We start from the raw sequence: 23,200 nt of genomic DNA on the forward strand, positions 1-23,200 counted from the left end.
GCGGCACATGGACCATGCCATCACGATCGAGGGCCTGGTGGTCGAGCGCGGCCGCCGCACCGTCCTGCACGGCCTCGACTGCGCCATCCCGGCCGGCCGGGTCACCGGGCTGCTCGGCCCCAGCGGCAGCGGGAAGACCACGCTGATCAGGGCGATCGTCGGGGTGCAGGTGGTCCGGGCGGGCACCGTGACCGTGCTCGGCCAACCGGCCGGCGCCCGGGAGCTGCGACGTCAGGTCGGTTACGTCACCCAGGCGCCCAGTGTCTACGCCGACCTCTCGGTGCGGGAGAACGCCCGATATTTCGCCACGCTCTACGGCCTGGGCGCCGCCGAGGCGGACCGGGCGATCAGCGACGTCGGCCTCGCGACCGCAAGTGACCAACTAGTCGGTAACCTGTCGGGCGGTCAGCGCAGCCGGGCCTCGCTGGCCTGCGCGATGATCGGGCGCCCGCGACTCCTGGTGCTCGATGAGCCGACCGTCGGCCAGGACCCGGTGCTGCGGGCCGACCTCTGGCAGAAGTTCCACGAGCTCGCGGCGGGCGGCACCACGCTGGTCGTGTCCAGCCATGTGATGGACGAGGCGGGCCGCTGCGACCGGCTGATCCTGATCCGCGAGGGGCGCATCGTCGCCGACGATCCACCCGAGACGATCAAGCGGCGCACCAACACCGGCGACCTCGAAGCGGCGTTCCTCACCCTGATCAGGACAGCGGCATGATCACGCTGGCCACCGCCGCCCGGATCCTGCGCCAGTTGCGGCATGACCGGCGTACCGTCGCGCTTCTCGTCGTTGTTCCTTCCGTTCTGCTGGCCCTGCTGTATTTCATGTACGACGGGAGCCGGGCGTTCGACCGGATCGCGCTGATCATGCTGGGCGTCTTCCCGTTCGTGATCATGTTCCTGGTGACCAGCATCGCGATGTTGCGCGAGCGGACCAGCGGCACGTTGGAGCGTCTGCTCACCACGCCCCTCGGCAAGATCGACCTGCTGTTCGGGTACGGGATCGCGTTCGGCCTGGCCGCCACCGTGCAGGCCGCGGTCGCGGTCGGGACGGCGTACCTCGTCCTGGGTCTGGAGACCGACGGCTCGGCCGGCCTGGTCGTGCTGATCGCCGTGATCAACGCCGTGCTGGGTGTCGCCCTCGGCCTGTTCTGCAGCGCCTTCGCGCGCACCGAGTTCCAGGCCGTACAGTTCCTTCCGGTGGTGGTCGTGCCGCAGCTGCTGCTGTGCGGGCTGTTCGTGCCGCGCGGGCAGATGGCGGGCTGGCTCCAGGCGATCAGTGACGTGCTGCCGCTGACCTACGCGGTCGACGCGCTGACCGGGGTGGGCACGACGACGATGTGGCGCGACCTGGTCATCGTGTCGGGCGCCGTGGTGCTCGCGCTGCTCCTGGCGGCGGCGACCCTTCGGAGAAGGACGGGATAGGTGCGACGCAGCGGGCGGCGACCGGGCAACCAGGACACCCGCGAGGCGATCCTGGTGGCCGCCCGCGCGATCTTCGCGGAGCGTGGTTTCGACAAGGCGTCGATCCGGGCCATCGCGACCGCGGCCGAGGTCGATCCGGCGCTGGTGCACCACTACTTCGGCACCAAGGACAAGCTCTTCCTGGCCAGCTTGGAGATGCCGGTGGACCCGGCCGAGCTGGTGCCCAAGGCGCTCGACGGCCCGCGTGAGGAGGCCGGCGAGCGGCTGGTCCGGCTGGTGCTGAACGTGTGGGACTCGCCGGCCGGCAAGGCGGCGGTGGCGTTGCTGCGTTCGGCGATGAGCAACGACTGGACGGCCCGGCTGGTGCGCGAGTTCGTGGTCACACAGGTGCTGCGCAAGGCGATCAGCGAGCTGGGCATGGACGGCGAGGACGCGCCGCTGCGCGCGTCGCTGGTCGCGACGCAGATCGCGGGTCTGGCGATGATGCGCTACGTGCTGAAGGTCGAGCCGGTCGCGTCACAGGACCCCGAGACTCTGGTACGCGCCATAGCGCCCAATGTGCAGCGCTACCTGGTCGGCGACATCTCCTGAGCCCGGTTTCACCGTCGCTCTCGGGGGCGCTCGGTGGCGAGCCGAATGTGAACCTGGCTTACCCGCACCGGTGGCACAAGACCGGGTGCAGCAGATGCGCGAGATCGTGCCGGTCCTCGACGCGCCGCGGGAACGGCAGCCGGGCCAGCCGCTCGCCGACCCGCACGACGAAGCCGTACCGGTCGAGGCGCACCAGCTCGGGCCGGGTCACGTTCTTGGCCGCCTTGCCGAGGGCCTTGCGGACGAACTCGGCGATCTCGTCGACGTGGTGGTCGGCCAGGTCGGCGATCAGGTCGAACTCGATCGTGCGCAGCGGGTCGGGGCTGGCTTCGGCGTACTCGTCGGGGTCGACGTCGACCAGCTTGCCGTTGCGCTCGTAGCGGACCTCGGCGACCTCCATCCGGTGCAGCACCTGGGAGTCGCCCACGTCGAGCAGGTCGGACGCCGGGTCGGTGTCGGCGTAGTCGAGGGTCGCGGCGCGCGCCTCGTCGCCACTCAGGCGCCGGGCCCAGCCGGCCACCCAGACCCGGCCGATCGACGGCGCGCCGGCCAGCGGCGGGATGTCAGCGATGTCGAGGACCAGCGCGGTGTCGTCGGTGCCCGGCTCGGGGCACAGGGCGGCGGTGAGCACCCCGTCGGCCGGTGAGAGCAGCAGCAGGCGGCCTTGCGGGTCGGCGACGTGGCGCACCGGGAACGGTCCCTGACGCCTCGCGATATGCGCGCTGGCGGGCAGGTGACCGGCCGCGAGTGTGCGCGCGACCTCGGCGTGGGTGGGCTGCATGTGACGTTCCTCCGGGCACCGGTTAGGCTGACCTTAGTAAGGTGAGGCTAACCGTATCAGGCGCGTTTTGGGGAGACACCAGTTCCCAACAGCCTCGAGCAGGCGACACGAACGAGGAGACCCGTGAACAATTCCCGACCCAAGGCCCGGCTCTCGCGGGCCCTCGGCATCCCGCTGACCCGCAAGTGCGTGAAGTACTTCGAGCGGCGGCCGTTCCCGCCGGGGGTGCACGGGCGTGGTCGGCGTAAGACGTCGGACTACCAGGTCCGGCTGCTCGAGAAGCAGCGTCTGCGCCACCAGTACAACATCAGCGAGGCGCAGATGCGGAAGGCGTACGACGACGCGCACCGCGGCGAGGGCAAGACCGGCGAGACCATGGTGGTCCTGCTGGAGCGCCGGCTGGACGCCACGGTGCTGCGCGCCGGGCTGGCCCGCAGCATCTACCAGGCGCGCCAGCACGTCGCGCACGGCCACTTCACGGTGGACGGCAAGAAGGTCGACCGCCCGTCCTACCGGCTCAAGCCCGGCCAGGTCGTCGAGGTGCGCGCGACCAGCCGCGACAAGACGCCGTTCCAGGTCGCCGCGGCCGGCGCGCACGTCGACGGCCCGACCCCGCCCTACCTGTCCACGGTGCTCGATGAGCTGCGCACCACGGTCATCCGCGAGCCGCTGCGCACCGAGATCCCGGTGGTCTGCGACGAGCAGCTCGTCGTCGAGTTCTACGCCCGCTAGTGATCGCCGCCGGTGAGATGATCACTCGCGGAGCGGAGCGACGCCGGCCAACTCAGCGGGTCTGCTCCAGCCACGACGCGTACAGCTTGGCGTAGATCGAATCGGTGTCCTGGAGCAGCTGGGCGTGCGGGCCGCGTTGCACCACGCGGCCCGCATCCACCACGATCACCTCGTCGGCGGCCCGGGCCGTGGACAGCCGGTGTGCGATCGCCACGGTCGTCCGGCCCCTGGTCACCGCGTCGAGCGCCCGCTGCAACCGGACCTCCGTGGCCGGGTCGACGGCACTGGTGGCCTCGTCGAGAACCAGAAGATCAGGATCGGCCACGTACGCCCGGACGAGCGCGACCAGCTGACGCTCCCCCACGCTCAGCGCCTCGCCCCGCTCACCGACCGGGGTGTCCACCCCGTGTGGCAGTCCGGCGACCCAGTCGGCCAGGCCCAGCTCGGTGAACGCCAGGTCGAGCTGGTCGTCGCTGAGCTCGGGCCTGGCGAAGCGCACGTTCTCGGCCACCGTGGCGTCGAACAGGAACCCGTCCTGCGGGACCATGACCACCCGCGACCGCAGCGAGTCGAACCGGACCGTGGTCAGCGGCTCGCCGGAGAGCAGCACCGCGCCGGACGCCGGGTCCATCAGCCGGGTGAGCAGCTTCGCGAACGTGGTCTTGCCGCTGCCGGTCTCGCCGACCACGGCCACCCGGGTCCGCGGCGCGATCTCCAGGTCGACGTCGGCCAGCACGATCGGGCCGCCGGGATAGCGGTACGACACGTCGTCGAAGCGCACCGACAGCGGACCCTCGGGCAGCGCCACCCCGTCGGCGGCCGGGTCGGCCACGTCCGGCGCGATGTCGAGCACGTCGAGCACCCGCCGCCAGCCGGCCACCGCGTTCTGGGCCTCGTTCAGCACCTCGGTGGCGATCTGCACCGGCTGGATGAACAGCGTCACCAGGAACAGGAAGGCGGTCAGCTGCCCGACCGTGAGCCCGCCGCCGACACCCAGCCAGACGCCGACGGCCACCACCGCGGCCAGGGCCAGCCCGGCCGCCAGCTCACCGGTGGAGAAGCTGGTGACGCTGGTCCGCAACGCCCGCTGCTGGGACACCCGCAGGCGGTCGACGGCGATGTCGAGCCGGCGCTCGGTGCGGCCGGCCACCCCGTACGCGCGAATCACCAGGGCCCCGACGACGCTCTCGCCGATCGCGCCCAGCAGCACGCCGGTGCGCTCACGCACCGAGCGGTAGACCTTGGCCAGCCGGCGCTGGTAGAGCCGGATCACCACCGCGGCCGGCAGGAACGCGGCGAACACCACGAGGGTCAGTTGCCAGGAGTACGCCACCATGACGATCGTGGTGACCACCAGCTGGCCCGAGGTGACGAGCAGCATCACGCCGCCGGTCTGCAGGAACTGGGTGATCTGGTCGATGTCGGTGGTCACCCGGGAGGTCAGCGAGCCACGCCGCTCGGACTGCTGGTGCAGCATCGACAGGTCGTGGATGTGCCGGAAGGTGCGTGACCGCAGGGCGCCCAGGGCGGTCTCGGAGACCGTGAACAGGCGGCGGGTCATCAGGTAGCCGCAAGCCGTGGAGATCACCAGGGTGGCCACCGTGATCAGCACGACGACCAGGATCACGCCGAGGTCGGGGCCGCCGGGCGCACGGATGCCCCGGTCGATGCCCTGCTGCACGGCGATCGGCACGGCCACCCGGCCGGCCATCGAGACCATGGCCAGCGCGAGCGTGCCGGCCAGCCCCGGCCGCAGCTCCGGCGAGAGCCTCAGCCCCCGCTTGACCGTGGCGAGCGTGCCCTCTTCCGGAGCCGCTTCGAGAGTCACCGCGGTCATGCGCTGACCTCGCTCTCGGCTTCGGCCCGCTCATAGGCCGTCACCAGCGCGTTGTAGGCCGGGACCCGCTCCATCAGGTCGTGGTGGGTGCCGGTCGCCACCACCCGGCCGTGATCGAGGAAGACCACCTCGTCGGCCAGCGCGATCGTGGCCCGGCGGTAGGCCACCACCAGGATCGAGGCACCGGCGTCACGGTCGCGCAGCGCCGACAGGATCGCCGCCTCGACCCGCGGGTCGACCGCGCTCGTGGCGTCGTCGAGGACCAGCAGCCGCGGGTGGCCGGCCAGCGCCCGGGCCAGCGTGAGCCGCTGCCGCTGGCCGCCGGAGAGCGAGGTGCCACGCTCGCCGACCGGGGTGTCGAGCCCCTCGGGCAGCTTGCTCACGAACCCGTCGGCCTGGGCGAGCCGCAGCGCCCCCCACGCGTCGTCGTCGGTCAGGCCCTCGCGGTCGAGCGTGATGTTGCCGCGGACGGTGTCGTCGAACACGAACGGGATCTGCGGCACCACCGCGGCCACCGAGGCCAGGCCCTGGGCGGAGAGATCGGGCAGTGGCACGCCCTCGACGGTGATCCGGCCGGACACCGGGTCGACCAGCCGGACCGCGAGCGACGCGATCGTCGACTTGCCGGAGCCGGTCGCCCCGACCAGCGCGACCGTGCGCCCGGCCGGGACGGTGAAGCAGACGTCGTGCAACACGCGCGGGCCGTCGGCGTACGCGAAAGAGACCTGATCGAAGACCAGCCCGGCCGGACCACCGCCGGGCGCCGAGGCCGAGCCGTAGGCGAGGTCGCCCTCCGCGCCGAGCACCGCCTGCACCCGCTCCCAGCCCGCGACGCTGCGCGGCAGTTCGGCGACCACCCAGCCGATCGCCCGCACCGGGAACGCCAGCACGGTGAACAGGAACGCCACGCTGACCAGCTCGGTCACGGTCAGGTCGCCGGTCTTCAGCCGCCACCCGCCGAGCAGCAGCACGGCCAGCGTGCCCAGGCTGGGCAGCGCGTCCATCACCGGGTCGAACAGGCCACGCAGCCGGCCGACCGAGATCAGCGCGTCACGAAGGTCGGACACGTGCACGCCGAACCGCTGCGACTCGGTCGCCTCGCGGCCCATCGTCTTGACCACCAGCGCGCCGTCGAAGCTCTCGTGCGCGACCGCGCTGACCTGGGCCCGGAGCCGCTGCGCCCGGATCTGCCGGGGCGACATCCGCCGGGAGTAGACCACGTTGAGCCCGAACAGCGCCGGGAAGAGCGTCAGGCCGATCAGCGCGAGCACCCAGTCGGTGGCGAACAGCGAGGCCACCGCCCCGATGATCATCACGATCGTGCCGACCGCGAAGGGCAACGGCGCGATGGGTACGAAGGCCGCCTCGACGTCGGAGTTGGCGTTCGACAGCAGCGTGCCGGTGGCGTGCCGCTGGTGCCAGGCCGGCGGCAGGGCCAGGTAGCGCCGGGTCACCGCGCGGCGGTAGCGCGCCTGCAGCCGGAACTGCATGTAACCCGCGCCGAGGCGGCGGGCGAAGATCGTGCCGACCCGCAGGATGCTGATGCCGATGAACGCCGCGCCGATCAGGCCCAGCGTGGCGGCGGTCGCCCGGCGCTCGGCGAAGGCCGGCACCACGACCTGGCCGATCACGTAACCCACCACGTACGAGTTGACGATCACCAGCCCGCCGAACAGGCTGCTGCCGATCGCTCCGAGCAGGAAGAGCCGAGGCTCCGTACGGATAGCGCGGCCCAGCACCTTCAGGCCACGCCCTAAAACGTCGCGGCTCGCCCTGCCACTCACCCGGCCGGTCACCCCCGTAGATCGCGTCTGCCCCTTACCGCATCCATCCTGCCCAACCGGGGACCCGTGTTCACACCTAATAAGTTGTGGCCGCCGACACACCCGTCAATGCGTGGTCATACGATCACTCGTATGACCTCCTTTGCCCGGCTCGAACGGGCTCGCCTGGCCGATCTCCTGCTGGAGGCCGGCCCGGACGCTCCCACCCTGTGCGCCGGCTGGACCACCCGCGATCTGGCCGCCCATCTGGTCATCCGGGAACGCCGGCCGGATGCCGGCCTCGGCATCATCGCGCCGCCGCTCGCCGGGCACGGTGAACACGTGCGCAAGCAGAAGGCGGCCCAGCCGTACGAGAAGGTGGTCGCCGAGGTCCGTCGCCCGCCGTGGTGGAGCCCGCTCAGCAACCCCCTGACGCACGAGCTGGTCAACCACGGCGAGTTCTTCGTCCACCACGAGGACGTACGCCGCGGCGGCGCCTCCTGGGAGCCGCGTGACCTGGACGACGACGAGCGCCGGGCGCTGTGGCGGCTGGCCCGCTTCGGCTCCCGGCTCGCCCTGCGCAAGCTGCACATCCCCGTGGTGGTGCGGTCGCCCGGGCTGGGCGAGGTGACCATCGGCGCGGGACCGTCACCGGCCGTTCTGGAGGCCGAGCCGGGCGAGTTCGTGCTGTTCTTCTTCGGCCGGCAGCGCGCGACGCGGGTCGCCATCGAGGCTTCGCCGGAGATCCAGGAGAGGCTCCGGACGGCACGTTTCGGCCGGTGACATTGGCCCATTCAGATCGGGCCGTATTGGCCCGATCATGAAGCCAATTCGCGCCTAGGGTCGGTCTCATGAGCAAACTGACCGTCCCGCAGGGCACCGCGCTCTCGATCGGCGCCGTCCTCGGCACCGGCGTCATCTCGATGCCCGCCCTGGCCGCCGGCGTCGCCGGGCCGGCCTCGCTGATCGCCTGGGTCGCGCTGATCCTGCTGTCGGCGCCGCTGGCCTGGACCTTCGCCGCGCTGGGCGGACGGCACCCGGACGGCGGCGGCGTGTCCACGTACGTCGGCCTGGCCTTCGGCCCGCGCGCCTCGGCCGCGGTCGGCTGGATCTTCTACTTCGCGGTCCCGCTGGGCGCCCCCGCCGCGGCCGCGTTCGCCGGCGGCTACGTGGCCGACGTGGTCGGCGGCGGCAACACCACGGTCCTCATCACGTACTTCCTGATCATCGCCGTCGTGTTCGCCATGAACTGGTTCGGCCTGCGGGTATCCGGCCGCGCCCAGCTCATCCTCACCGCGGTCCTGGCCCTGCTGCTGGTGATCACGGTGTGCACCGCGCTGCCGCACGCCTCGCTCGCCAACCTGCGGCCCTTCGCCCCGCACGGCTGGTCCGGCGTCGGCGCGGCGGCGGCCATCCTGGTGTGGGGTTTCGCCGGTTGGGAGGCCGTGTCGTCCCTGTCCGCCGACTACCGCAACCCCCGGCGCGAGGTCCCCCGGGCCACGATGATCGCGGTCGCCGTCGTCGGCGTGCTCTACCTGGCCGTCGCGGCGACCAGCGTGCTCGTCCTCGGTCCCGCGCTGGGCTCCAGTCCCGCGCCGCTCGCCGACCTGCTGGCCATCGGCGTCGGCGGCCCCGTACGCCTGCTCACCGCCGTGGTCGCCGTGCTGCTGACGATCGGGGCGGTCAACGCGTACTTCGCCGGCGCCTCCCGCCTCGGCGCATCCCTGGCCTCCAGCGGCGCCCTGCCCACCTTCCTGGCCGCCAACGTCCGCCGCTCCCTGGCCGTGGTGACCATCGGCAGCAGCCTGGCGGTGTTCCTGCCGTTCCCCCTCCACACGGTGATGTTGCTGGTCACGGGTTGCTTCACCCTCGTGTACGTCCTGGGCACGGCCGCCGCGGTCAAGCTCCTGCCGCGCGGGTGGTCGCGGGTGGTCGCCGGGTTCGCGTTCGTCGCGGTGCTCGGGCTGCTGTGGCTCAACGGGCTTCCCGCCCTGCTCAGCCTGGTCATCGCGGGCGCCGCGATCGTCTATCAGGGGCTGCGCTCCCGGCGGGCCGCCCGGACGGGGCTCTCCCCCGAGGCCTCGCTCTCCCCCGGCATCCCGCCCGCTCCCGGCACCCTGCTCGCCGCTGACGCCTCGTTCTCCGCCGACGGCCCGCTGCTCCGGCGTGATGGTGGCCTTTCCAGCGACGGCCCCGCGCCGTGCCAGGTGCCTGCCGGCTGAGCCGGTCGCCGTTCAGACCCGGCGAGCGGTGACCAGCCACGCCCGCGAGTCGAACTGGACGCCGTCGTCGCCCAGGTGCGCGGAGAGTGTCTCCTTCAGCCGCCCGACCGCCCTTTCCACCCCGGCGGCGTCCAGCCGGCCCAACACCTCACTCGTACAGCTGAACCGCCGAACCCGAGCCAACGCACCGTCCACATCGGAACCATGGAAAACCGGCTCCCGGACATCCACAAGGGCGATGTCGCCGAACCCCGCGGCCCCGAGAATCCCCTCCACCGTCGACGGGTCACCGAGCGAGAACGGATCCAGACCAGTCCCGCCGCCGCACTTTGCCCCCTCACCGCTCTCCTCGTGATCACCAAGAGATCGACGGATCGCGACGGACCATTCATTGCGTTCGTGGGCCTGCCACACCAGCATCACCAGGCGCCCACCCGGCCGCAGCGCCCGTCCGATGTTGGCGAACGCCGCAACCGGCTCACCGAAGAACATCCCGCCGAACCGGCTGATCACCAGATCGAAGCGTTCCCCCGGAAACTCATGCACCTGCGCATCCGCACACTCGAAGGTGACGTTGCCCAGCCCTTCAGCCAGAGCAAGCCCTCTCGCCCGCTCAACCGCGGCACCGGAGATGTCGACCCCGAGCGCGCTGCCCGCATGAGCCGCCCGCGCCGCCTGACGGGTCGTCAGCCCACTGCCGCATCCCACATCCAGCACCTGGTCATCGGGCCGAACGCCGGCCGCCCGCCGCAGCATCTCGTTGTGTCGCCGCAGTTCGTCGTCGTAGCCGATCAACGCTTCCCCAAGATCAAATCCAACACGCGCGCCGCCACCTCCCCCACCCCGGCACTGGGTGGGTAAGAACGTAGCGCGCGATTTCGACGATCTGGTTGCCTGTCCACAGGCCAGTCTCCGATGCCGGCTGCCCTACCAGGGATCGCCCGCGCCGGAGAGTGGTCAAGGGAGCAGCGCGCCGCCCGCCCGCCGTGCCCACTCACCGTCGCTGCCGCCGCTCCCGGCCGACGGCCACGTCGCAAGAGCCGACGACCCCAAGCCGCCCCAGATACCGTCCCCACCCACCACCAAACACCCCAGCGGTAGCCCAGGCCGCGATCCAGCCCTGCCACCGGGCCCGCGAAACCGAAATGCCTCAGGAGCCGACCGCCTGGCGCAGCACCGAAGCGAAAACCCCCAGCCCCTCCTCGATCAACGCCGGATCCACCGCCCCGAGCCCGAACACGAACCCAGCCATCCCGTCGGCCGAATATCCGGCCAGGTCATCCAGGGCGATCCCGCGAGAAGCAGCCGCCGCCACCACCCGACCGGAGGAGCCCGACCGGAGCAACGCCGTCACATGCAGCCCGGCCGAGGACGGCACCACGTCCAGCGACGGGAGCGACGACAAGAAGGACACGATCGCCGCGTGGCGGGAAGCGTAGGACCGGGTGGCCCGTCGTACGTGCCGGGCGAGCTCGCCGTCGTCGATGAAGCGGGCCAGCGCCGCCTGCACCGCGGCCTGCCCGAAGCCGTCGGTGACCTGGCGGGCGGCCACGAGCGCGGGGCGCAGCGACGGCGGCGTGAGGACGAAGCCGGTCCGCACGGTCGGCAGCATGCTCTTGGAGAAGGTGCCGGCGTAGAGGACGCGGCCGGGGCCCAGCCCGTACAGCGGCTCCAAGGGTCTGGCGCTGAAGCGGAACTCGGAGTCGTAGTCGTCCTCCACGATGGCGGCGGGGCGGCGCCTCGCCCAGTCGAGCAGGGCGTGGCGCCGGGCCAGGCTCATCGGCCGGCCGAGCGGGAACTGGTGTGACGGCGTGGTGTAGACGAGCCGGGCATTTCCCGGCAGGGACGCGACGACCAGGCCTTCCGCGTCGACCGGGACGCCGACCACGCGGGCGCCGAGGGAGCCGAAGAGGCGCCGCGCCGGTGGGTAGCCGGGTTCTTCGACGGCCACCACGTCGCCGGCCTTGACCAGCACCCGGGCGATGATGTCGAGGGCCTGCTGGGTGCCGTTGGTGACCAGCACGTCGTCGGCGGTGACCCGGATCGAGCGGGACACGCCGAGGTAGCGGGCGATCGCGGCGCGCAGCGCGGGGTGGCCGGCCGGGTCGGCGTACGTGCCGGGGCTGTTGGCCCGCAGCCGGACCTCGGCCGCGACCAGCCGCCGCCAGGTGTCGAACGGGAACAGTTCGGCGTCGGGGATGCCGGTGCGGAAGTCGTAGCGAGGCTTGGTGTCGTCGGCGCTGACCGGCAGCGGGAGCAGGTCCCAGCCGGCGCGCGGGCGCAGCGGGTCGTCGACGGTCCGGCGGGGTGCGCTGCCGGTGCGTACCGGCGCCACGAACGTGCCTCGGCCGACGCGGGCGGTCAGATAGCCTTCCGCGACCAGGCGCTCGTACGCCGCCGCGACGCTTCCACGCGCCACGCCCAGCTCGGTCGCGAACGCCCGGGTGGCCGGCAGCCGCTGTCCGGTGGGCAGCCGCCCGTCCTCGATCGCCGCGCGCAACGCCCGGTAGACCCGTACCGTCTTCTCCCCGGCGCCGTCCAGGCTGATGACCAGGTCCACGTCAGTCGTCGCGCTCCTCGATGTCGATGTCGGGGGTGTCGCCGTCGCAGCCGATCCGCACCTTGACGCGGTCGTGGTTGTCGCTCACCCCGCGGAATTCGCCTTCCGCGCGGCCCATCTCGTGCAGGTTCCAGCCCTGCCCCGGTGACATGGACACGATCTCGGGCGCGCCGTCGACGCACCGGGCCACCACGGTCCCGCCCGGCGTACGGAAGGTCGAATTGTCCGAAGCAGGGGGAACGACCGACGGCGGCGGCGAGGGCACGAGCGAGGGCGGGGTGGAACCCGGAGGCTCCGCGGCCAGGCGGCGGGCCACCTCCGACTCGGGGAGCGGCCGCCCCACCGACCCGGTCAGCCCGTCGCCGATGACGCTGATCGCGACCAGCCCCACCAGCACGGCCAGCACGGCCGCGGCCAGCCAGCCCGCGGCGATGATCAGTCGCTGTGTGGTCATGGCCCCGACTATGCCCGGCCGGACGCTAAGACTGTGCCCCGCGCGCCCTAAAGGAGGGTTAAGAAGCACCTCGGCCGGACGGGCAGCCGATAGCGTTCACGCCGTGGCCCACCTGCTTCTGATCGAGGACGACGCTGCCATCCGTACCAATCTGCTCCGCTCCTTGCGCGACCGCGGCCATGCCGTGGCCTCCTCGCACACCGCGATGGACGGCCTGCAGACGGCGCTGGCCGAGCGTCCCGACCTGGTGGTCCTCGACCTGGGCCTGCCCGACCTGGACGGCAAGGAGCTGCTGCGGATGCTGCGCGCGGTGAGCCGGGTGCCGGTGATCGTGGCGACGGCCCGCGACGACGAGGCCGAGATCGTGAAGGTGCTCGACGCGGGCGCCGACGACTACGTCGTCAAGCCGTTCACGGCGGCTCAGCTGGACGCCCGGGTCCGTGCGGTGTTGCGGCGCGGGGCGAGCGGGCGTACGGAGCCGTCCGTGATCGCCGTCGGTGGCCTGCGCATCGACCCCGGTGCCCGGACCGCGACCCTGGACGGTGCGGGCCTCGACCTGACGCCGCGCGAGTTCGACCTGCTGCACCATCTGGCCACGCGGGCCGGGCAGGTGGTGACGAAGCGCGAGCTGCTGAGCGAGGTGTGGCAGGCGCCGTACGGCGGCGCCGACAAGACCGTCGACGTGCATCTGTCCTGGCTGCGCCGGAAGCTGGGCGAGACCGCGCAGGAGCCGCGCTACCTGCACACGGTGCGCGGGGTCGGGGTCCGGTTGAGCGAGCCGTCGTGAGGCGCCGGCTGACCCTGCTGGTCGCGGCGACCACGGTGCTGGTGCTGATGGCGTTCGTCGTCCCGGCGGCGCTGCTGGTGCGCGAGGTGGCGGAGGACCGCGCGCTGAGCCGCGCCACCGACGTCATCCAGGCGCTGGTCCCGCTGGTCGGCGTCAGCGACCCCGGCCAGTTGCGCAACGCGGTCGACGGCGGCAACTTCCCGGTGACCGTCTACCTGCCCGGCGGCGGCGCCCCGATCGGCGAGCAGGTCGCGCCCACGCCGGCCGTGCGGCTGTCCCAGCTCACCAGGCAGCCGCTCACCGTGGACACCGCCGCCGGCATCGAGATCGTGGTGCCGGTCACCGGCACGAACGGCACGTCGGTGGTGCGCGCGGTGGTGCCGGACGCCGAGCTGACCCGCGGCGTGCCCCGGGCCTGGCTGGTGCTGGCCGCCCTGGGCCTGGCGCTGGTCCTGGTCGGCCTGCTGGTGGCGGACCGGCTCGCGCGTACCCTCATCGCCCCCATCGCCGACCTCTCCCAGGTCTCCCACCGGCTGGCCCGCGCCGAGCTGACCGCCCGCGCCGATCCGGCCGGGCCGCCCGAGATCCGTGAGGTCGCCGGCGCCCTGAACCACCTGGCCGGCCGCATCCAGGACCTGCTCAGCGAGGAACGCGAGCAGGTGGCCGACCTCTCCCACCGCCTGCGCACCCCGCTGACCGCGCTGCGCCTGGAGGCCGAGGCCCTGCACGACCCCGACGAGTCGGCCCGCGTCACGGCGGCCGCCGACGACATCGAACGCGCCGTGACCGCCGTCATCCAGCAGGCCCGCCGCCGCGGCACCGAACGCCCCGCCGCCACCTGCGACGCCACCGCCGTGGTCACCGCCCGCGTCGCCTTCTGGGCGGTCCTGGCCGACGACACCGACCGCGAGGTCCACCGCGACCTCCCCCAGGTCCCGCTGCCGGTCGCGGTGCCGGCCGACGATCTGGCCGCCGCCCTCGACGCCGTCCTGGGCAACGTCTTCGCCCACACCCCCGACGGCACCGCCTTCACCGTGTCCCTCACCCCGCGCCCCGGCGGCGGCGCCGTCCTCACGGTCGCCGACGAGGGTCCCGGCTTCCCCGCCTCGCACACCGGCGTCCTCCAGCGCGGCGCGTCCGGCGGCGGCTCGACCGGCCTGGGCCTGGACATCGCCCGCCGCGCCGCCGAGGAGAGCGGCGGCTCCCTGTCCCTCGACGCGGCCCCGTCGGGCGGTGCGCTGGTCCGCCTGGAGCTGGCGGTATAGCCGATCCGATATGACGCCTTGACCCAGCGTGATGCTTACGCTCTCCGCATGGTCTCTCTCCTTTGATCGAGTACGCCCACAGCAAAGTCCCGCCATCAACCGGATCAATTGCCTTGGTCCGGGCCGTAGCCGACCATCCGGCTGATGCGTCGGTCCGGCCAACCCCGTCAGTGGTAGGTCAGGGCGGTATCCGGGTCCCGGATACCGCCCTGACCTACCACTGACAACGGGCCCACCCCACTGACAACGGGCCCGCCCCGCGCACACGACAGTGGCCCGGCCCGCTGCGTTCCGCAGCCGACCGGGCCATCGCCCGTACCGGGCCTGATCAGTCGTCGGAGCCGTGGCCGCCGTGCCGGCCTCCGCGGTCGTCGCCGCCCTTGTCGTCGCTGCCGTGACCGCCCCGGTCGTCGCTGCCCGAGCGACCGCGGTCGTCGTCGCTGCCCTTGACCCGGTGCCGGGTGACCGCGCCGGTCGACCGGTCCACGTCGATGTCGTGCTCGACGCCGTTGACGATGACGTCCACGTCCCAGACGGCCCGGCCGTGCTCGGTCTCCCGCTCGACGCTCTCGACCCGGCCGCCACCGGCCGCCCGGATCGCGATCGCCCTGGCCCGGTCGATGCTGATCCCGGCCGCCGAGGTGGCGCTCCGGCTCGACGGGCTGCTGGACGACGGGCTGCTGGACGACGGTGACGAGGACGCCGACGACGACGGGTTCGGCGAGTCGTCGGTGGAAGGGCTGGGGCTGGGCGAGGCGCCGGCGCTCTCCGACGGCGTCGGCTCGGCGACGTCCCCGTTCGGAAGCATCGTGACGGCCCCCGACGTGGCCTCGGGCGACGGGTCGTCGGCGCCGGCGGCGAGAGCGGCCCCGCCCACGGCGAGCGCCGCGACGGCGCCGACGGTGATTGCGGTGACCTTGCGGACCTTGTTCATTGCTTACCTCCGGTGCGATGCGTTCTTGATGACACCCACCGTCGCCGGATTCGCCCTATGGCCGCGCTGTGTGATCCCTAAGGCCGGGTTAAGCGCCGCGCCTGCCCTTGCCGACGCGATCCGGTGCCCAGCCGGACACGTCCACCGGGCGGTTGGCCGGACAAGCCGGGCGGCTCTCGGCCGTTGCCCGGGCCTATGGATAGGATTGTCGTGCAGGTCACGTTCGGCGCGGTCGTTCCCTGGCCCTCGGCCCGCCCCGTCCGTACGCTTCGGTAACACCGAATTGACGTTTGTGCAGCGGCAGAAGGCGGAGCCCCGATGGCTACAGAAGTCCCCTACCGGTCGATCTCCGACATGTTCCTGCAGCGTGTCAGCGCGACGCCGAACGCGAAGGCGTTCGCCACCCCCAGCGCTGACGACAGCTCGGTGAACTGGCTGACCTGGGCCCAGGTCGGCGCGCGGGTCAAGGCGATCGCCGCGGGCCTGCGTGAGATCGGGGTGGGTCTCGAAGACCGGGTGGCCATCCTCTCCAGCACGCGGCTCGAGTGGGTGCTGGTCGACTTCGGCATCAACTGCGCCGGCGGCGCGACCACCACGGTCTACCCCACCACCGAGCCCGAGGACGCGTCGTACATCGTGTCCGACTCCGGTTCGAAGGTGTTGATCGCCGAGAACCCGCAGCAGGCGATGAAGATCGCCGGGGCCGACACGTCGGTCACCCAGGTCGTGCTGATCGAGGGTCTGGCCGACTCCGGCGCGCAGCCGCCGCAGATCACGCTGGCCGAGCTCGAGGAGCGCGGCAACGCCGCGCTGGCCCAGAAGCCGACGCTGATCCAGGACATCTGCGACTCGATCGCGCCGGAGAACGTCGCCACCCTCATCTACACCTCCGGCACCACCGGCCGCCCGAAGGGCGTCGAGCTGCTGCACAGCGGCTGGACCTGGGAGGGCGTCGCGCAACAGAACCTGGGCCTGTTCGAGTCGACCGATCTCCAGTACCTCTGGCTCCCCCTGTCCCACTCGTTCGGCAAGACGCTGCTCTGCGGCATCGTCCATGTGGGCGTGCCGACCTATGTGGATGGCCGGGTCGACAAGCTGGTCGAGATGCTCTCGGTGGTCCGGCCGACGCTGATGTGCGCGGCGCCGCGGATCTTCGAGAAGGTCTACAACCGCACCGTCACCACGGCGATCGGCGGCGGCGGGCTGAAGGCCAAGATCTTCAGCTGGGCGCTCGCCACCGGCAAGCAGAAGGTGGCGCTGGAGCAGGCCGGCAAGCCGGTTCCCGGCTTCCTGAACGCGAAGTACGGTGTCGCCGAGAAGCTGGTCTTCTCGAAGATCCAGGAGCGGCTGGGCGGCCGGTTGCGGGTGCTGGTGTCCGGTTCGGCGCCGCTGAGCCACGACATCGCCGAGTTCTTCGCCGCCGCCAACCTGCCGATCATGGAGGGCTACGGCCTCACCGAGAGCAGCGCGGCCAACTTCGTCAACCGGCTCGGCAAGCTGAAGATCGGCACGGTCGGCCAGCCCCTCGGTGACCTCGAGTGCAAGATCGACTCGGACGGCGAGGTGCTCCTGCGCGGCGCCCCGGTCATGCGCGGCTACCACAACCTGCCGGCCGAGACGGCCGAAGCGTTCACCGAGGACGGCTTCTTCCGCACCGGCGACATCGGCGAGCTCGACAGCGACGGCTACCTGAAGATCACCGACCGCAAGAAAGACCTGGTCAAGACGTCCGGCGGCAAGTACATCGCCCCCAGCCACATCGAGGGCATGTTCAAGGCGGTCTGCCCGTACACGTCGCAGGCGGTGGTTGTCGGCCAGGCCCGCAACTTCGTCACGATGCTGATCAGCCTGGACGAGGACGCGATCAAGTCCTGGGCCGCGGGTGGCCCGCTCGAGGGCAAGCCGTACGCCGAGATCGTCGGTTCGGCCGACGCCGAGAAGATGGTCGCCGGCTACATCGAGGAGCTGAACGGCAAGCTCAACCGCTGGGAGACGATCAAGAAGTTCGCCATCCTCCCCCGCGACCTGACGATCGAGGACGGCGAAATCACCCCGTCCATGAAGATCAAGCGCCGCGGTGTCGAGGCCAACTTCGCCGAGCAGATCGAGAAGATGTACGCCGGTTCGCTGGCCCAGATCTGACGACCGTTGCAGCGCCCGCCCTCACCAGGGCGGGCGCTGTGCCGTTTCACCCCCACGGTTCCTGGTCGCTGCTCGCAGTCGGCGTCCTGCCGCCCCGGATGCCCGAGCCCGAGGTCCGATCGCGCGCTCAGCGTGACCACATTCTCGGCCAGGCGGATAACCGCCAGGAGCTCCACGCGCAATAGGGACGGAGTGGCGGAACAGCCGAGCTCAGGCGATGACCGCCGGCGTACGCCAGGTCGGGCGGGTGGTCTGGTCAAGATCATGGCGTACGGCGGCGATCCGCCGGATCGCCTCGGCCAGGTCGTCGGCGGGCAGCGCGAACGGCAGACGCAGGAACCGTTCCAGCGTGCCGTCGAGGCCGAACCGCGGTCCGGGGGCCAGCCGGACGCCGACCTCCTCGGCGGCCCGGGCCAGGGCGCTGGAGATCGGCCCGTCCAGTTCGGCCCACAGGCTCGCGCCGCCCCGCGGCACCGTGAACCGCCACTCCGGCAACTGCTCGCGCAACTCGGCGACCAGAGCGTCGCGTCGTTCGACGAGCTGCCGGCGGCGGGCCGCCACGATCGTCTCCGCGTCGGCCAGCAGACGCACCGCCACCAGCTGATCCAGCACCGGACTGCCCATGTCCACGCCCACCCGCAGCGCGGCCAGCCGCTGCACGAGCGGGGCCGACGCCCGGATCCAGCCGATCCGCAGTCCGCCCCAGTACGCCTTGCTCATCCCGCCGATCGACACCACCCGCGAGTGCCGGTCGAAGACCGCGACGGGCGGTGGCATCTCGAGGCCGTCCAGGGCCAGGTCCACGAAGGACTCGTCGGCGACCAGCTCGACGCCGCCGGCGTGGGCCGCCGCGACGAGGCGCTCGCGCAGTTCCGCCGACATCAGGTGGCCGGTCGGGTTCTGGAACTCGGGGATCACGTAGGCCAGCCGGGGCCGGGCCTGGCGCATCGCCTCCAGCAGCAGCTCACCGTCCCAGCCGGTGGCAGCGTCCAGGCCGTGCGTGCTGATCCGGGCGCGGCGGGCGGCCAGCGCGGCCAGCGCGTTGGGATAGGTGGGCGATTCGACCAGCACGTTGGCGCCGACCGGCAGCGAGAGCCGGAGCACCAGGTCGAGGGCCTGCTGGGTGCCGCTGGTGATCAAGATCTGCTCGGCCGTGGTCGCCACCCCGCGGGCGGTGTAACCGGCGGCGACCACGTCACGCAGCTCGTGCAGCCCGGCCGGGCGGTAACCGGCGCTGCCGAGGTAGCGGGGCAGGTCGTCCGCGGCGGCCCGGGCGGCGGTGATCAGCTCGACCGGGGCGGCACAGGCGGCCACGCCGAGGTCGATCATGTCCGGGTCGTCCGAAGCGGTCCACAGGCCGGAGGTGGCGATGCGGTGGCCGGTGGGCAGCGTGGTCCAGCTGCCGGCGCCGCGGCGGCTGGTCAGGTGGCCGGTCTCGCGGAGCATCCGGTACGAGGCGGTGACCGTGGTGCGGCTGATGCCGAGGGCCTCGGCCAGCTCGCGTTCCGCGGGAAGGCGTACGCCCAGGGCCAGCCGGCCGTCGGAGAGCAGCCCGCGGACGGCGCCGGCGAGCGCGGCGTAGTCGGGGCTTCGATTGCGGCCCGGCAGGGAGTGCCATTGTCCGAGCAGACGTGCCAATTGGCTGCCTCGTACCGCGCTGGTCACAACCACCTCCGGCGAATTGGCTCTTGGGACGGAGCCAATTGGCCTCCAGAGTGGCACTCATGAGCGTCCTGAGCAACCGGCGGCTGGTCCGGCGAACCGTCCAGCTCTTCCTGGGCCTGATCCTCTACGGCGTCAGCATGGCGCTGATGGTGGAGTCCGGGCTCGGCCTGAACCCGTGGGACGTGTTGCACCAGGGGCTGTCGCGGACGCTGGGGCTGAGCATCGGCACGGTGGTGATCATCATCGGCGCCGTGGTGCTGCTGCTGTGGATCCCGCTGCGGCAGCGGCCGGGCTTCGGGACGATCGCCAACATCTTCGTGATCGGGTTCGCCATCGACGCGGCCCTTCTGGTCCTGCCGACCGCGACCGGGCTGCCGTTGCGCATCGCGTTCCTCGCGGCCGGGGTGCTGTTCAACGGCCTGGCGACCGGGCTGTACATCGGCAGCCGGCTGGGCCCGGGCCCGCGTGACGGGCTGATGACCGGCCTGCGGGCACGCCTTCCGCGGGTGTCGCTGCGCGTGATCCGCACCGGCATCGAGGTGCTCGTGCTGGCCACCGGCTTCCTGCTCGGCGGCACGGTGGGCATCGGCACGGTGGTGTATGCCCTGGCCATCGGGCCGCTGGCGCAGTTCTTCATCCCGCGGTGCACGGTGCGGCCGGCCGCGGCGGAGCCGGTCGGGGTTCGTCCTCAATAGACCGGGTGAAATGTCCGGAGCGGTACGAGACCCGGGACACAGCTTGGTGATCATCCCGACACATTCGCTTCCCGGTGGGCCGACCAGACGGCATCATGACGACATGGGGGCAGGGGCAGGGGGCTGGCATTGGAACGACGCGTGGATCTTCGTGTCCGTGGTGATCGCCGAACGCCTGGAGCGCGACCGCGCGCTGCACGCCGCCCTGCCGATGGTCGGAGCGACGCTCGCCGACGTATTGGCCGCCGCTGATTTCCTGCACCACAGCGTGCCGAGCCGCGCCGAATTGCAAGACTCGGTCCGTCGCCTGGCCGGGGCGGGACTTCTCACCATCGACGACGACCTGGTCGAGGTCGCTCCGGCCGGCGAGCAGCTGTGGCGGACGCGCCCTTTCAGCGGCCTGTCGTCGGCGGTGCTGTCTCTTCAGGCCCAGCTGAATCGATCCAGCACCCCGGGCGATCATGACTGGACCCTCGACGATTCGACCTACGCGGCCGCGGTCCGCGAATACTCCCTGCGCCTGGCCGACGGCCGATAGCCCCCGCCGCGCGGCTGTGAGACGGCTGTGGATTTGGCCGCGGTGTCGGATCAATGACGGTTCGGGTGGTCGGCCGCTCATAGGCTGGGCCGATGTCGCTGCGTTCGCGAGTGCCCGCCGCGTTGACCGCCGCCGCCGCGGCTGTGCTGGTCGGGTCGCCGGCCGCCGGGGCCGACGGGCGGGCCACCATCGACATCTCGGGGGTGGCGTTCAGCGTCGCCCACGTCGACGTCCGGCAGGGCGCCGCCGATGTGGTGCTGACCTGGACCGTCACCGATGCCGACCCCGCGGCGCTCGCGGTCAGCGGGTCGGTGGAGCTGCGGCAGTTCGCCGGCGCGACGGCGGTGGGGGCCACCACGTTCATCCCCTACGACGCGGTCCTGGTGGGAAGCTCGCCGGGCGAGGCGCCGCGGGCCACGTCGCGGGTTCATCTTCCGGTGCCTCGGTACGGGGCCACGCCCGAGGCCGTCTGGCGGGTCACGAAGCTGACGGCTCATGACGTGAACGGGAACTTCCAGGCGCTCCGCGGCGAGGGCGTCGCCGAGTTCGGGGTGACCCAGCTGGTCGAGGCCGACGGGCCGGTGCTCGATCAGATCGCGCTCGGGCCGGCCCAGGCCACACACGTGCTGGACACCGGCGGCGGGGTCACGCTCGACTACCGGGTGACCGCCACCGATCTGCAGGCCGGCCTGTGGAAGGGGGAGCTGACCGTGGCCGGGCCGGAGGGGCGGCGGATCGGCACGCGCTTCTCGATGTCCGCCGACGGCCGGCCCCTGACCTGTGGTTTCGGGAGTCTGAGCAACAACATCTACGACCACGTCGAGTGCGCCGTCCAGGTGGACGTCCCGGCCGGCACCCCGGCGGGCGTGTGGACGCCGGCCCGGCTGGCCCTGACCGACCAGGCCGGTAACACCCGCGTCCTGAACCACCCGGCAGCGCCGAAGATCACCGTGATCTGAAGGCGGCCACCCGGCAGCGCCGACGATCACCGTGATCTAGCGGCGGACCGGGTGGCCCGATTCCCGGAGAGCGTCTTTGACCTCGCCGATGGCGAGGTCTCCGAAGTGGAACACGCTGGCCGCCAGGACCGCGTCGGCGCCGGCCGCCACGGCCGGCGGGAAGTGGCCCACCTGGCCCGCGCCGCCGCTGGCGATCACCGGGATGTCGACCACCTCGCGCACGGCCCGGATCAGCGGGAGGTCGAACCCGGCCTTCGTGCCGTCGGCGTCCATCGAATTGAGCAGGATCTCCCCGGCGCCCAGTTCGGCCACCCGGGCCGCCCACGCGATCGCGTCCAGGCCGGCGCTGCGCCGGCCGCCGTGCGTGGTGACCTCCCACGTGCCGTCCGGCGTCCGGCGCACGTCGAGCGACAGCACCAGCACCTGGTTGCCGAACCGGGACGCGATCTCGCTGATCAGCTCGGGGCGGTTGATGGCCGCCGTGTTCACGCCCACCTTGTCGGCGCCGGCCCGGAGCAGGACGTCGACGTCGGCGACCGAGCGCACTCCCCCGCCCACGGTCAGCGGGATGAACACCGTCTCGGCCGTGCGGCGTACCACGTCCAGCATGGTTCCGCGGGCGTCCGACGAGGCGGTCACGTCCAGGAAGGTGAGCTCGTCGGCGCCGGCCGCGTCGTACGCGGAAGCAAGCTCGACCGGATCGCCCGCGTCTCGCAGGTCGACGAAGTTGACGCCCTTGACCACCCGGCCGGCGTCCACGTCCAGGCAGGGGATGACCCGCACCGCGACCGTCACAGCTGCGCCTCCACTTCCACCTCGACCAGCAGAGAGCCGTCGATCAGCCCGGCCACGACGACCATCGTGGCGACCGGCCGTACCGATCCGAACAGCGAGCCGTGCACCTGCCCGACCTCGTCCGCGAAGGCCCGATCGGTGATGTACATCCGCGTGCGCACCACATTCTCGGCCGAGGCGCCGTGCACGGCCAGGGCGTCGAGCGCGATGGCGAAGGCGGACGACGCCTGCGCGGCGGCCGAAGGGCCCGGCGCGGTGGTCCCGGAGGTGATCACCCGGTCGCCGATGCGACGAGCGCGCTGATAGCCGTACCGCGATTCCCAGCGGCTCATGCCGCCGCCAGCACGTCCAGCGCCTCACGCACGGTGAACGCCCCGGCGTAGAGCGCCTTGCCCGCGATGACCCCCTCGACGCCGACCGGCTCCAGCGTGGCCAGGGCGCGCAGGTCGTCCAGGGTGGACACACCGCCGCTGGCGATCACCGGACGGTCGGTCTGCTCGCACACGGAGCGCAGCAGGTCGAGGTTGGGCCCGCGCATGGTGCCGTCCTTGGTGATGTCGGTGACCACGTACCGGGCCGCGCCGGCCTTGTCCAGGCGGGCCAGCACCTCGTACAGGTCACCGCCGTCGCGGGTCCAGCCGCGGGCCGAGAGGGTACGGCCACGCACGTCGAGCCCGATGGCCACGCGGTCGCCGTACTCGCCGACGATCCGGTCGCACCACGACGGGTCCTCCAGCGCCGCCGTGCCGATGTTGACCCGCGCCGCGCCGGTGGCCAGCGCCCTGGTCAGCGACTCGTCGTCGCGGATGCCGCCGGAGAGTTCGACCTTCACGTCGAGCCGGCCCACCACGTCGGCCAGCAGCCCGGCGTTGGAGCCGCGGCCGAACGCGGCGTCGAGGTCGACCAGATGCACCCACTCCGCCCCGTCGTTCTGCCACGCCAGCGCCGCCTCCAGCGGGTCGCCGTACGCGGTCTCCGACCCGGCCGCGCCCTGCACGAGGCGAACGGCCTGGCCGTCGGCGACATCCACGGCGGGCAGCAGTGCGAGCGTCACA

At 72.1% G+C, this 23,200-nt stretch carries 23 protein-coding genes; 12 read left to right on the forward strand and 11 right to left on the reverse strand.

What is annotated here, in order from left to right; translation table 11 throughout:
• Positions 1-7: 7 nt before the first annotated feature.
• Genes AB0M54_RS07635 through AB0M54_RS07645 form a run of 3 tightly spaced genes read left to right on the forward strand, consistent with a single transcriptional unit; the run spans position 8 to position 2,016 of the window.
• Positions 8-718 (forward strand): ABC transporter ATP-binding protein, encoded by a 711-nt coding sequence (locus tag AB0M54_RS07635; RefSeq protein WP_364469767.1) that lies wholly within the window; start codon positions 8-10, stop codon positions 716-718.
• Positions 715-1,425 carry an ABC transporter permease gene (locus AB0M54_RS07640; RefSeq protein WP_364469769.1) on the forward strand — a complete coding sequence of 237 codons (711 nt, stop codon included), beginning with the start codon at positions 715-717 and terminating at the stop codon, positions 1,423-1,425. The genes AB0M54_RS07635 and AB0M54_RS07640 overlap by 4 nt, the downstream gene beginning before the upstream one ends.
• The gene (locus AB0M54_RS07645) at positions 1,426-2,016 is read left to right on the forward strand and encodes a TetR family transcriptional regulator (protein WP_364325349.1); all 591 of its coding nucleotides are present in this window, start codon (positions 1,426-1,428) and stop codon (positions 2,014-2,016) included.
• Positions 2,017-2,074: 58 nt separating this feature from the next.
• Here AB0M54_RS07645 and AB0M54_RS07650 read toward each other — a convergent pair whose 3' ends face one another.
• Entirely contained in the window at positions 2,075-2,797 is a 723-nt protein-coding gene (locus AB0M54_RS07650; RefSeq protein WP_364325352.1) for a DUF2470 domain-containing protein, read from the reverse strand.
• A gap of 123 nt (positions 2,798-2,920) precedes the next feature.
• Between AB0M54_RS07650 and rpsD the strand changes: the two genes are divergently transcribed.
• Positions 2,921-3,529: a 30S ribosomal protein S4 gene (rpsD, locus tag AB0M54_RS07655; RefSeq protein WP_364325355.1), complete on the forward strand. Its 609-nt coding sequence runs from the start codon at positions 2,921-2,923 to the stop codon at positions 3,527-3,529.
• 52 nt (positions 3,530-3,581) lie between these two features.
• Here the strand turns inward: rpsD and AB0M54_RS07660 are convergent, their stop codons facing one another.
• Both AB0M54_RS07660 and AB0M54_RS07665 read right to left on the reverse strand, forming a co-directional pair.
• Positions 3,582-5,366 carry an ABC transporter ATP-binding protein gene (locus AB0M54_RS07660; RefSeq protein WP_364325357.1) on the reverse strand — a complete coding sequence of 595 codons (1,785 nt, stop codon included), beginning with the start codon at positions 5,364-5,366 and terminating at the stop codon, positions 3,582-3,584.
• A complete protein-coding gene (locus AB0M54_RS07665; RefSeq protein WP_364325556.1) occupies positions 5,363-7,150 on the reverse strand; it encodes an ABC transporter ATP-binding protein in 1,788 nt (595 codons plus the stop codon). Before AB0M54_RS07665 ends, AB0M54_RS07660 begins: the two co-directional genes overlap by 4 nt.
• A gap of 132 nt (positions 7,151-7,282) precedes the next feature.
• Here AB0M54_RS07665 and AB0M54_RS07670 point away from each other — a divergent pair, with 132 nt between their 5' ends.
• Positions 7,283-7,912, forward strand: coding sequence for a TIGR03085 family metal-binding protein (locus AB0M54_RS07670; RefSeq protein WP_364469771.1), 630 nt, complete (start codon positions 7,283-7,285; stop codon positions 7,910-7,912).
• Positions 7,913-7,980: 68 nt separating this feature from the next.
• Positions 7,981-9,351, forward strand: a complete 1,371-nt coding sequence (locus AB0M54_RS07675) for an amino acid permease (RefSeq protein WP_364469773.1) — start codon at positions 7,981-7,983, stop codon at positions 9,349-9,351.
• A 12-nt stretch (positions 9,352-9,363) separates the two neighbouring features.
• Here AB0M54_RS07675 and AB0M54_RS07680 read toward each other — a convergent pair whose 3' ends face one another.
• The 3 genes from AB0M54_RS07680 to AB0M54_RS07690 all read right to left on the reverse strand — a co-directional run bounded on the left by AB0M54_RS07680 (position 9,364) and on the right by AB0M54_RS07690 (position 12,365).
• On the reverse strand, positions 9,364-10,146 hold the full coding sequence (locus AB0M54_RS07680) for a methyltransferase domain-containing protein (protein WP_364469775.1): 783 nt from the start codon (positions 10,144-10,146) through the stop codon (positions 9,364-9,366).
• Between the two features lie 355 nt (positions 10,147-10,501).
• Positions 10,502-11,911, reverse strand: coding sequence for a PLP-dependent aminotransferase family protein (locus tag AB0M54_RS07685; protein WP_364469777.1), 1,410 nt, complete (start codon positions 11,909-11,911; stop codon positions 10,502-10,504).
• Position 11,912: 1 nt separating this feature from the next.
• Positions 11,913-12,365 carry a hypothetical protein gene (locus AB0M54_RS07690; protein WP_364325371.1) on the reverse strand — a complete coding sequence of 151 codons (453 nt, stop codon included), beginning with the start codon at positions 12,363-12,365 and terminating at the stop codon, positions 11,913-11,915.
• A gap of 103 nt (positions 12,366-12,468) precedes the next feature.
• Here AB0M54_RS07690 and AB0M54_RS07695 point away from each other — a divergent pair, with 103 nt between their 5' ends.
• Together AB0M54_RS07695 and AB0M54_RS07700 are read left to right on the forward strand one after the other, a co-directional pair.
• Positions 12,469-13,152, forward strand: coding sequence for a response regulator transcription factor (locus AB0M54_RS07695; protein WP_364469779.1), 684 nt, complete (start codon positions 12,469-12,471; stop codon positions 13,150-13,152).
• On the forward strand, positions 13,149-14,417 hold the full coding sequence (locus AB0M54_RS07700; protein WP_364469781.1) for a HAMP domain-containing sensor histidine kinase: 1,269 nt from the start codon (positions 13,149-13,151) through the stop codon (positions 14,415-14,417). The genes AB0M54_RS07695 and AB0M54_RS07700 overlap by 4 nt, the downstream gene beginning before the upstream one ends.
• A 328-nt stretch (positions 14,418-14,745) precedes the next feature.
• Here the strand turns inward: AB0M54_RS07700 and AB0M54_RS07705 are convergent, their stop codons facing one another.
• Entirely contained in the window at positions 14,746-15,351 is a 606-nt protein-coding gene (locus AB0M54_RS07705) for a PepSY domain-containing protein (RefSeq protein WP_364469783.1), read from the reverse strand.
• Between the two features lie 318 nt (positions 15,352-15,669).
• Between AB0M54_RS07705 and AB0M54_RS07710 the strand changes: the two genes are divergently transcribed.
• Positions 15,670-17,493, forward strand: coding sequence for a long-chain fatty acid--CoA ligase (locus AB0M54_RS07710; protein WP_364469785.1), 1,824 nt, complete (start codon positions 15,670-15,672; stop codon positions 17,491-17,493).
• Positions 17,494-17,703: 210 nt separating this feature from the next.
• Here AB0M54_RS07710 and AB0M54_RS07715 read toward each other — a convergent pair whose 3' ends face one another.
• Positions 17,704-19,158, reverse strand: coding sequence for a PLP-dependent aminotransferase family protein (locus AB0M54_RS07715; protein ID WP_364325385.1), 1,455 nt, complete (start codon positions 19,156-19,158; stop codon positions 17,704-17,706).
• Between the two features lie 59 nt (positions 19,159-19,217).
• On the opposite strand from AB0M54_RS07715, the gene AB0M54_RS07720 reads away from it, so the two are divergent.
• The 3 genes from AB0M54_RS07720 (at position 19,218) to AB0M54_RS07730 (ending at position 21,350) form a co-directional block, all read left to right on the forward strand.
• Entirely contained in the window at positions 19,218-19,853 is a 636-nt protein-coding gene (locus AB0M54_RS07720; RefSeq protein WP_364469787.1) for a hypothetical protein, read from the forward strand.
• Positions 19,854-19,956: 103 nt separating this feature from the next.
• Positions 19,957-20,391 (forward strand): hypothetical protein, encoded by a 435-nt coding sequence (locus tag AB0M54_RS07725; RefSeq protein ID WP_364469789.1) that lies wholly within the window; start codon positions 19,957-19,959, stop codon positions 20,389-20,391.
• Positions 20,392-20,483: 92 nt separating this feature from the next.
• The gene (locus AB0M54_RS07730) at positions 20,484-21,350 is read left to right on the forward strand and encodes a hypothetical protein (RefSeq protein ID WP_364325394.1); all 867 of its coding nucleotides are present in this window, start codon (positions 20,484-20,486) and stop codon (positions 21,348-21,350) included.
• Between the two features lie 36 nt (positions 21,351-21,386).
• Here AB0M54_RS07730 and hisF read toward each other — a convergent pair whose 3' ends face one another.
• Genes hisF through priA form a run of 3 tightly spaced genes read right to left on the reverse strand, consistent with a single transcriptional unit; the run spans position 21,387 to position 23,199 of the window.
• Positions 21,387-22,145, reverse strand: coding sequence for an imidazole glycerol phosphate synthase subunit HisF (hisF, locus tag AB0M54_RS07735; protein ID WP_364469791.1), 759 nt, complete (start codon positions 22,143-22,145; stop codon positions 21,387-21,389).
• Positions 22,142-22,477: a Rid family hydrolase gene (locus AB0M54_RS07740; RefSeq protein WP_364469794.1), complete on the reverse strand. Its 336-nt coding sequence runs from the start codon at positions 22,475-22,477 to the stop codon at positions 22,142-22,144. The genes hisF and AB0M54_RS07740 overlap by 4 nt, the downstream gene beginning before the upstream one ends.
• Positions 22,474-23,199 (reverse strand): bifunctional 1-(5-phosphoribosyl)-5-((5-phosphoribosylamino)methylideneamino)imidazole-4-carboxamide isomerase/phosphoribosylanthranilate isomerase PriA, encoded by a 726-nt coding sequence (gene priA, locus AB0M54_RS07745; RefSeq protein WP_364325403.1) that lies wholly within the window; start codon positions 23,197-23,199, stop codon positions 22,474-22,476. Before priA ends, AB0M54_RS07740 begins: the two co-directional genes overlap by 4 nt.
• Position 23,200: the final 1 nt, after the last annotated feature.

This window comes from Actinoplanes sp. NPDC051470 (assembly GCF_040682035.1).
GTDB lineage: Bacteria > Actinomycetota > Actinomycetes > Mycobacteriales > Micromonosporaceae > Actinoplanes.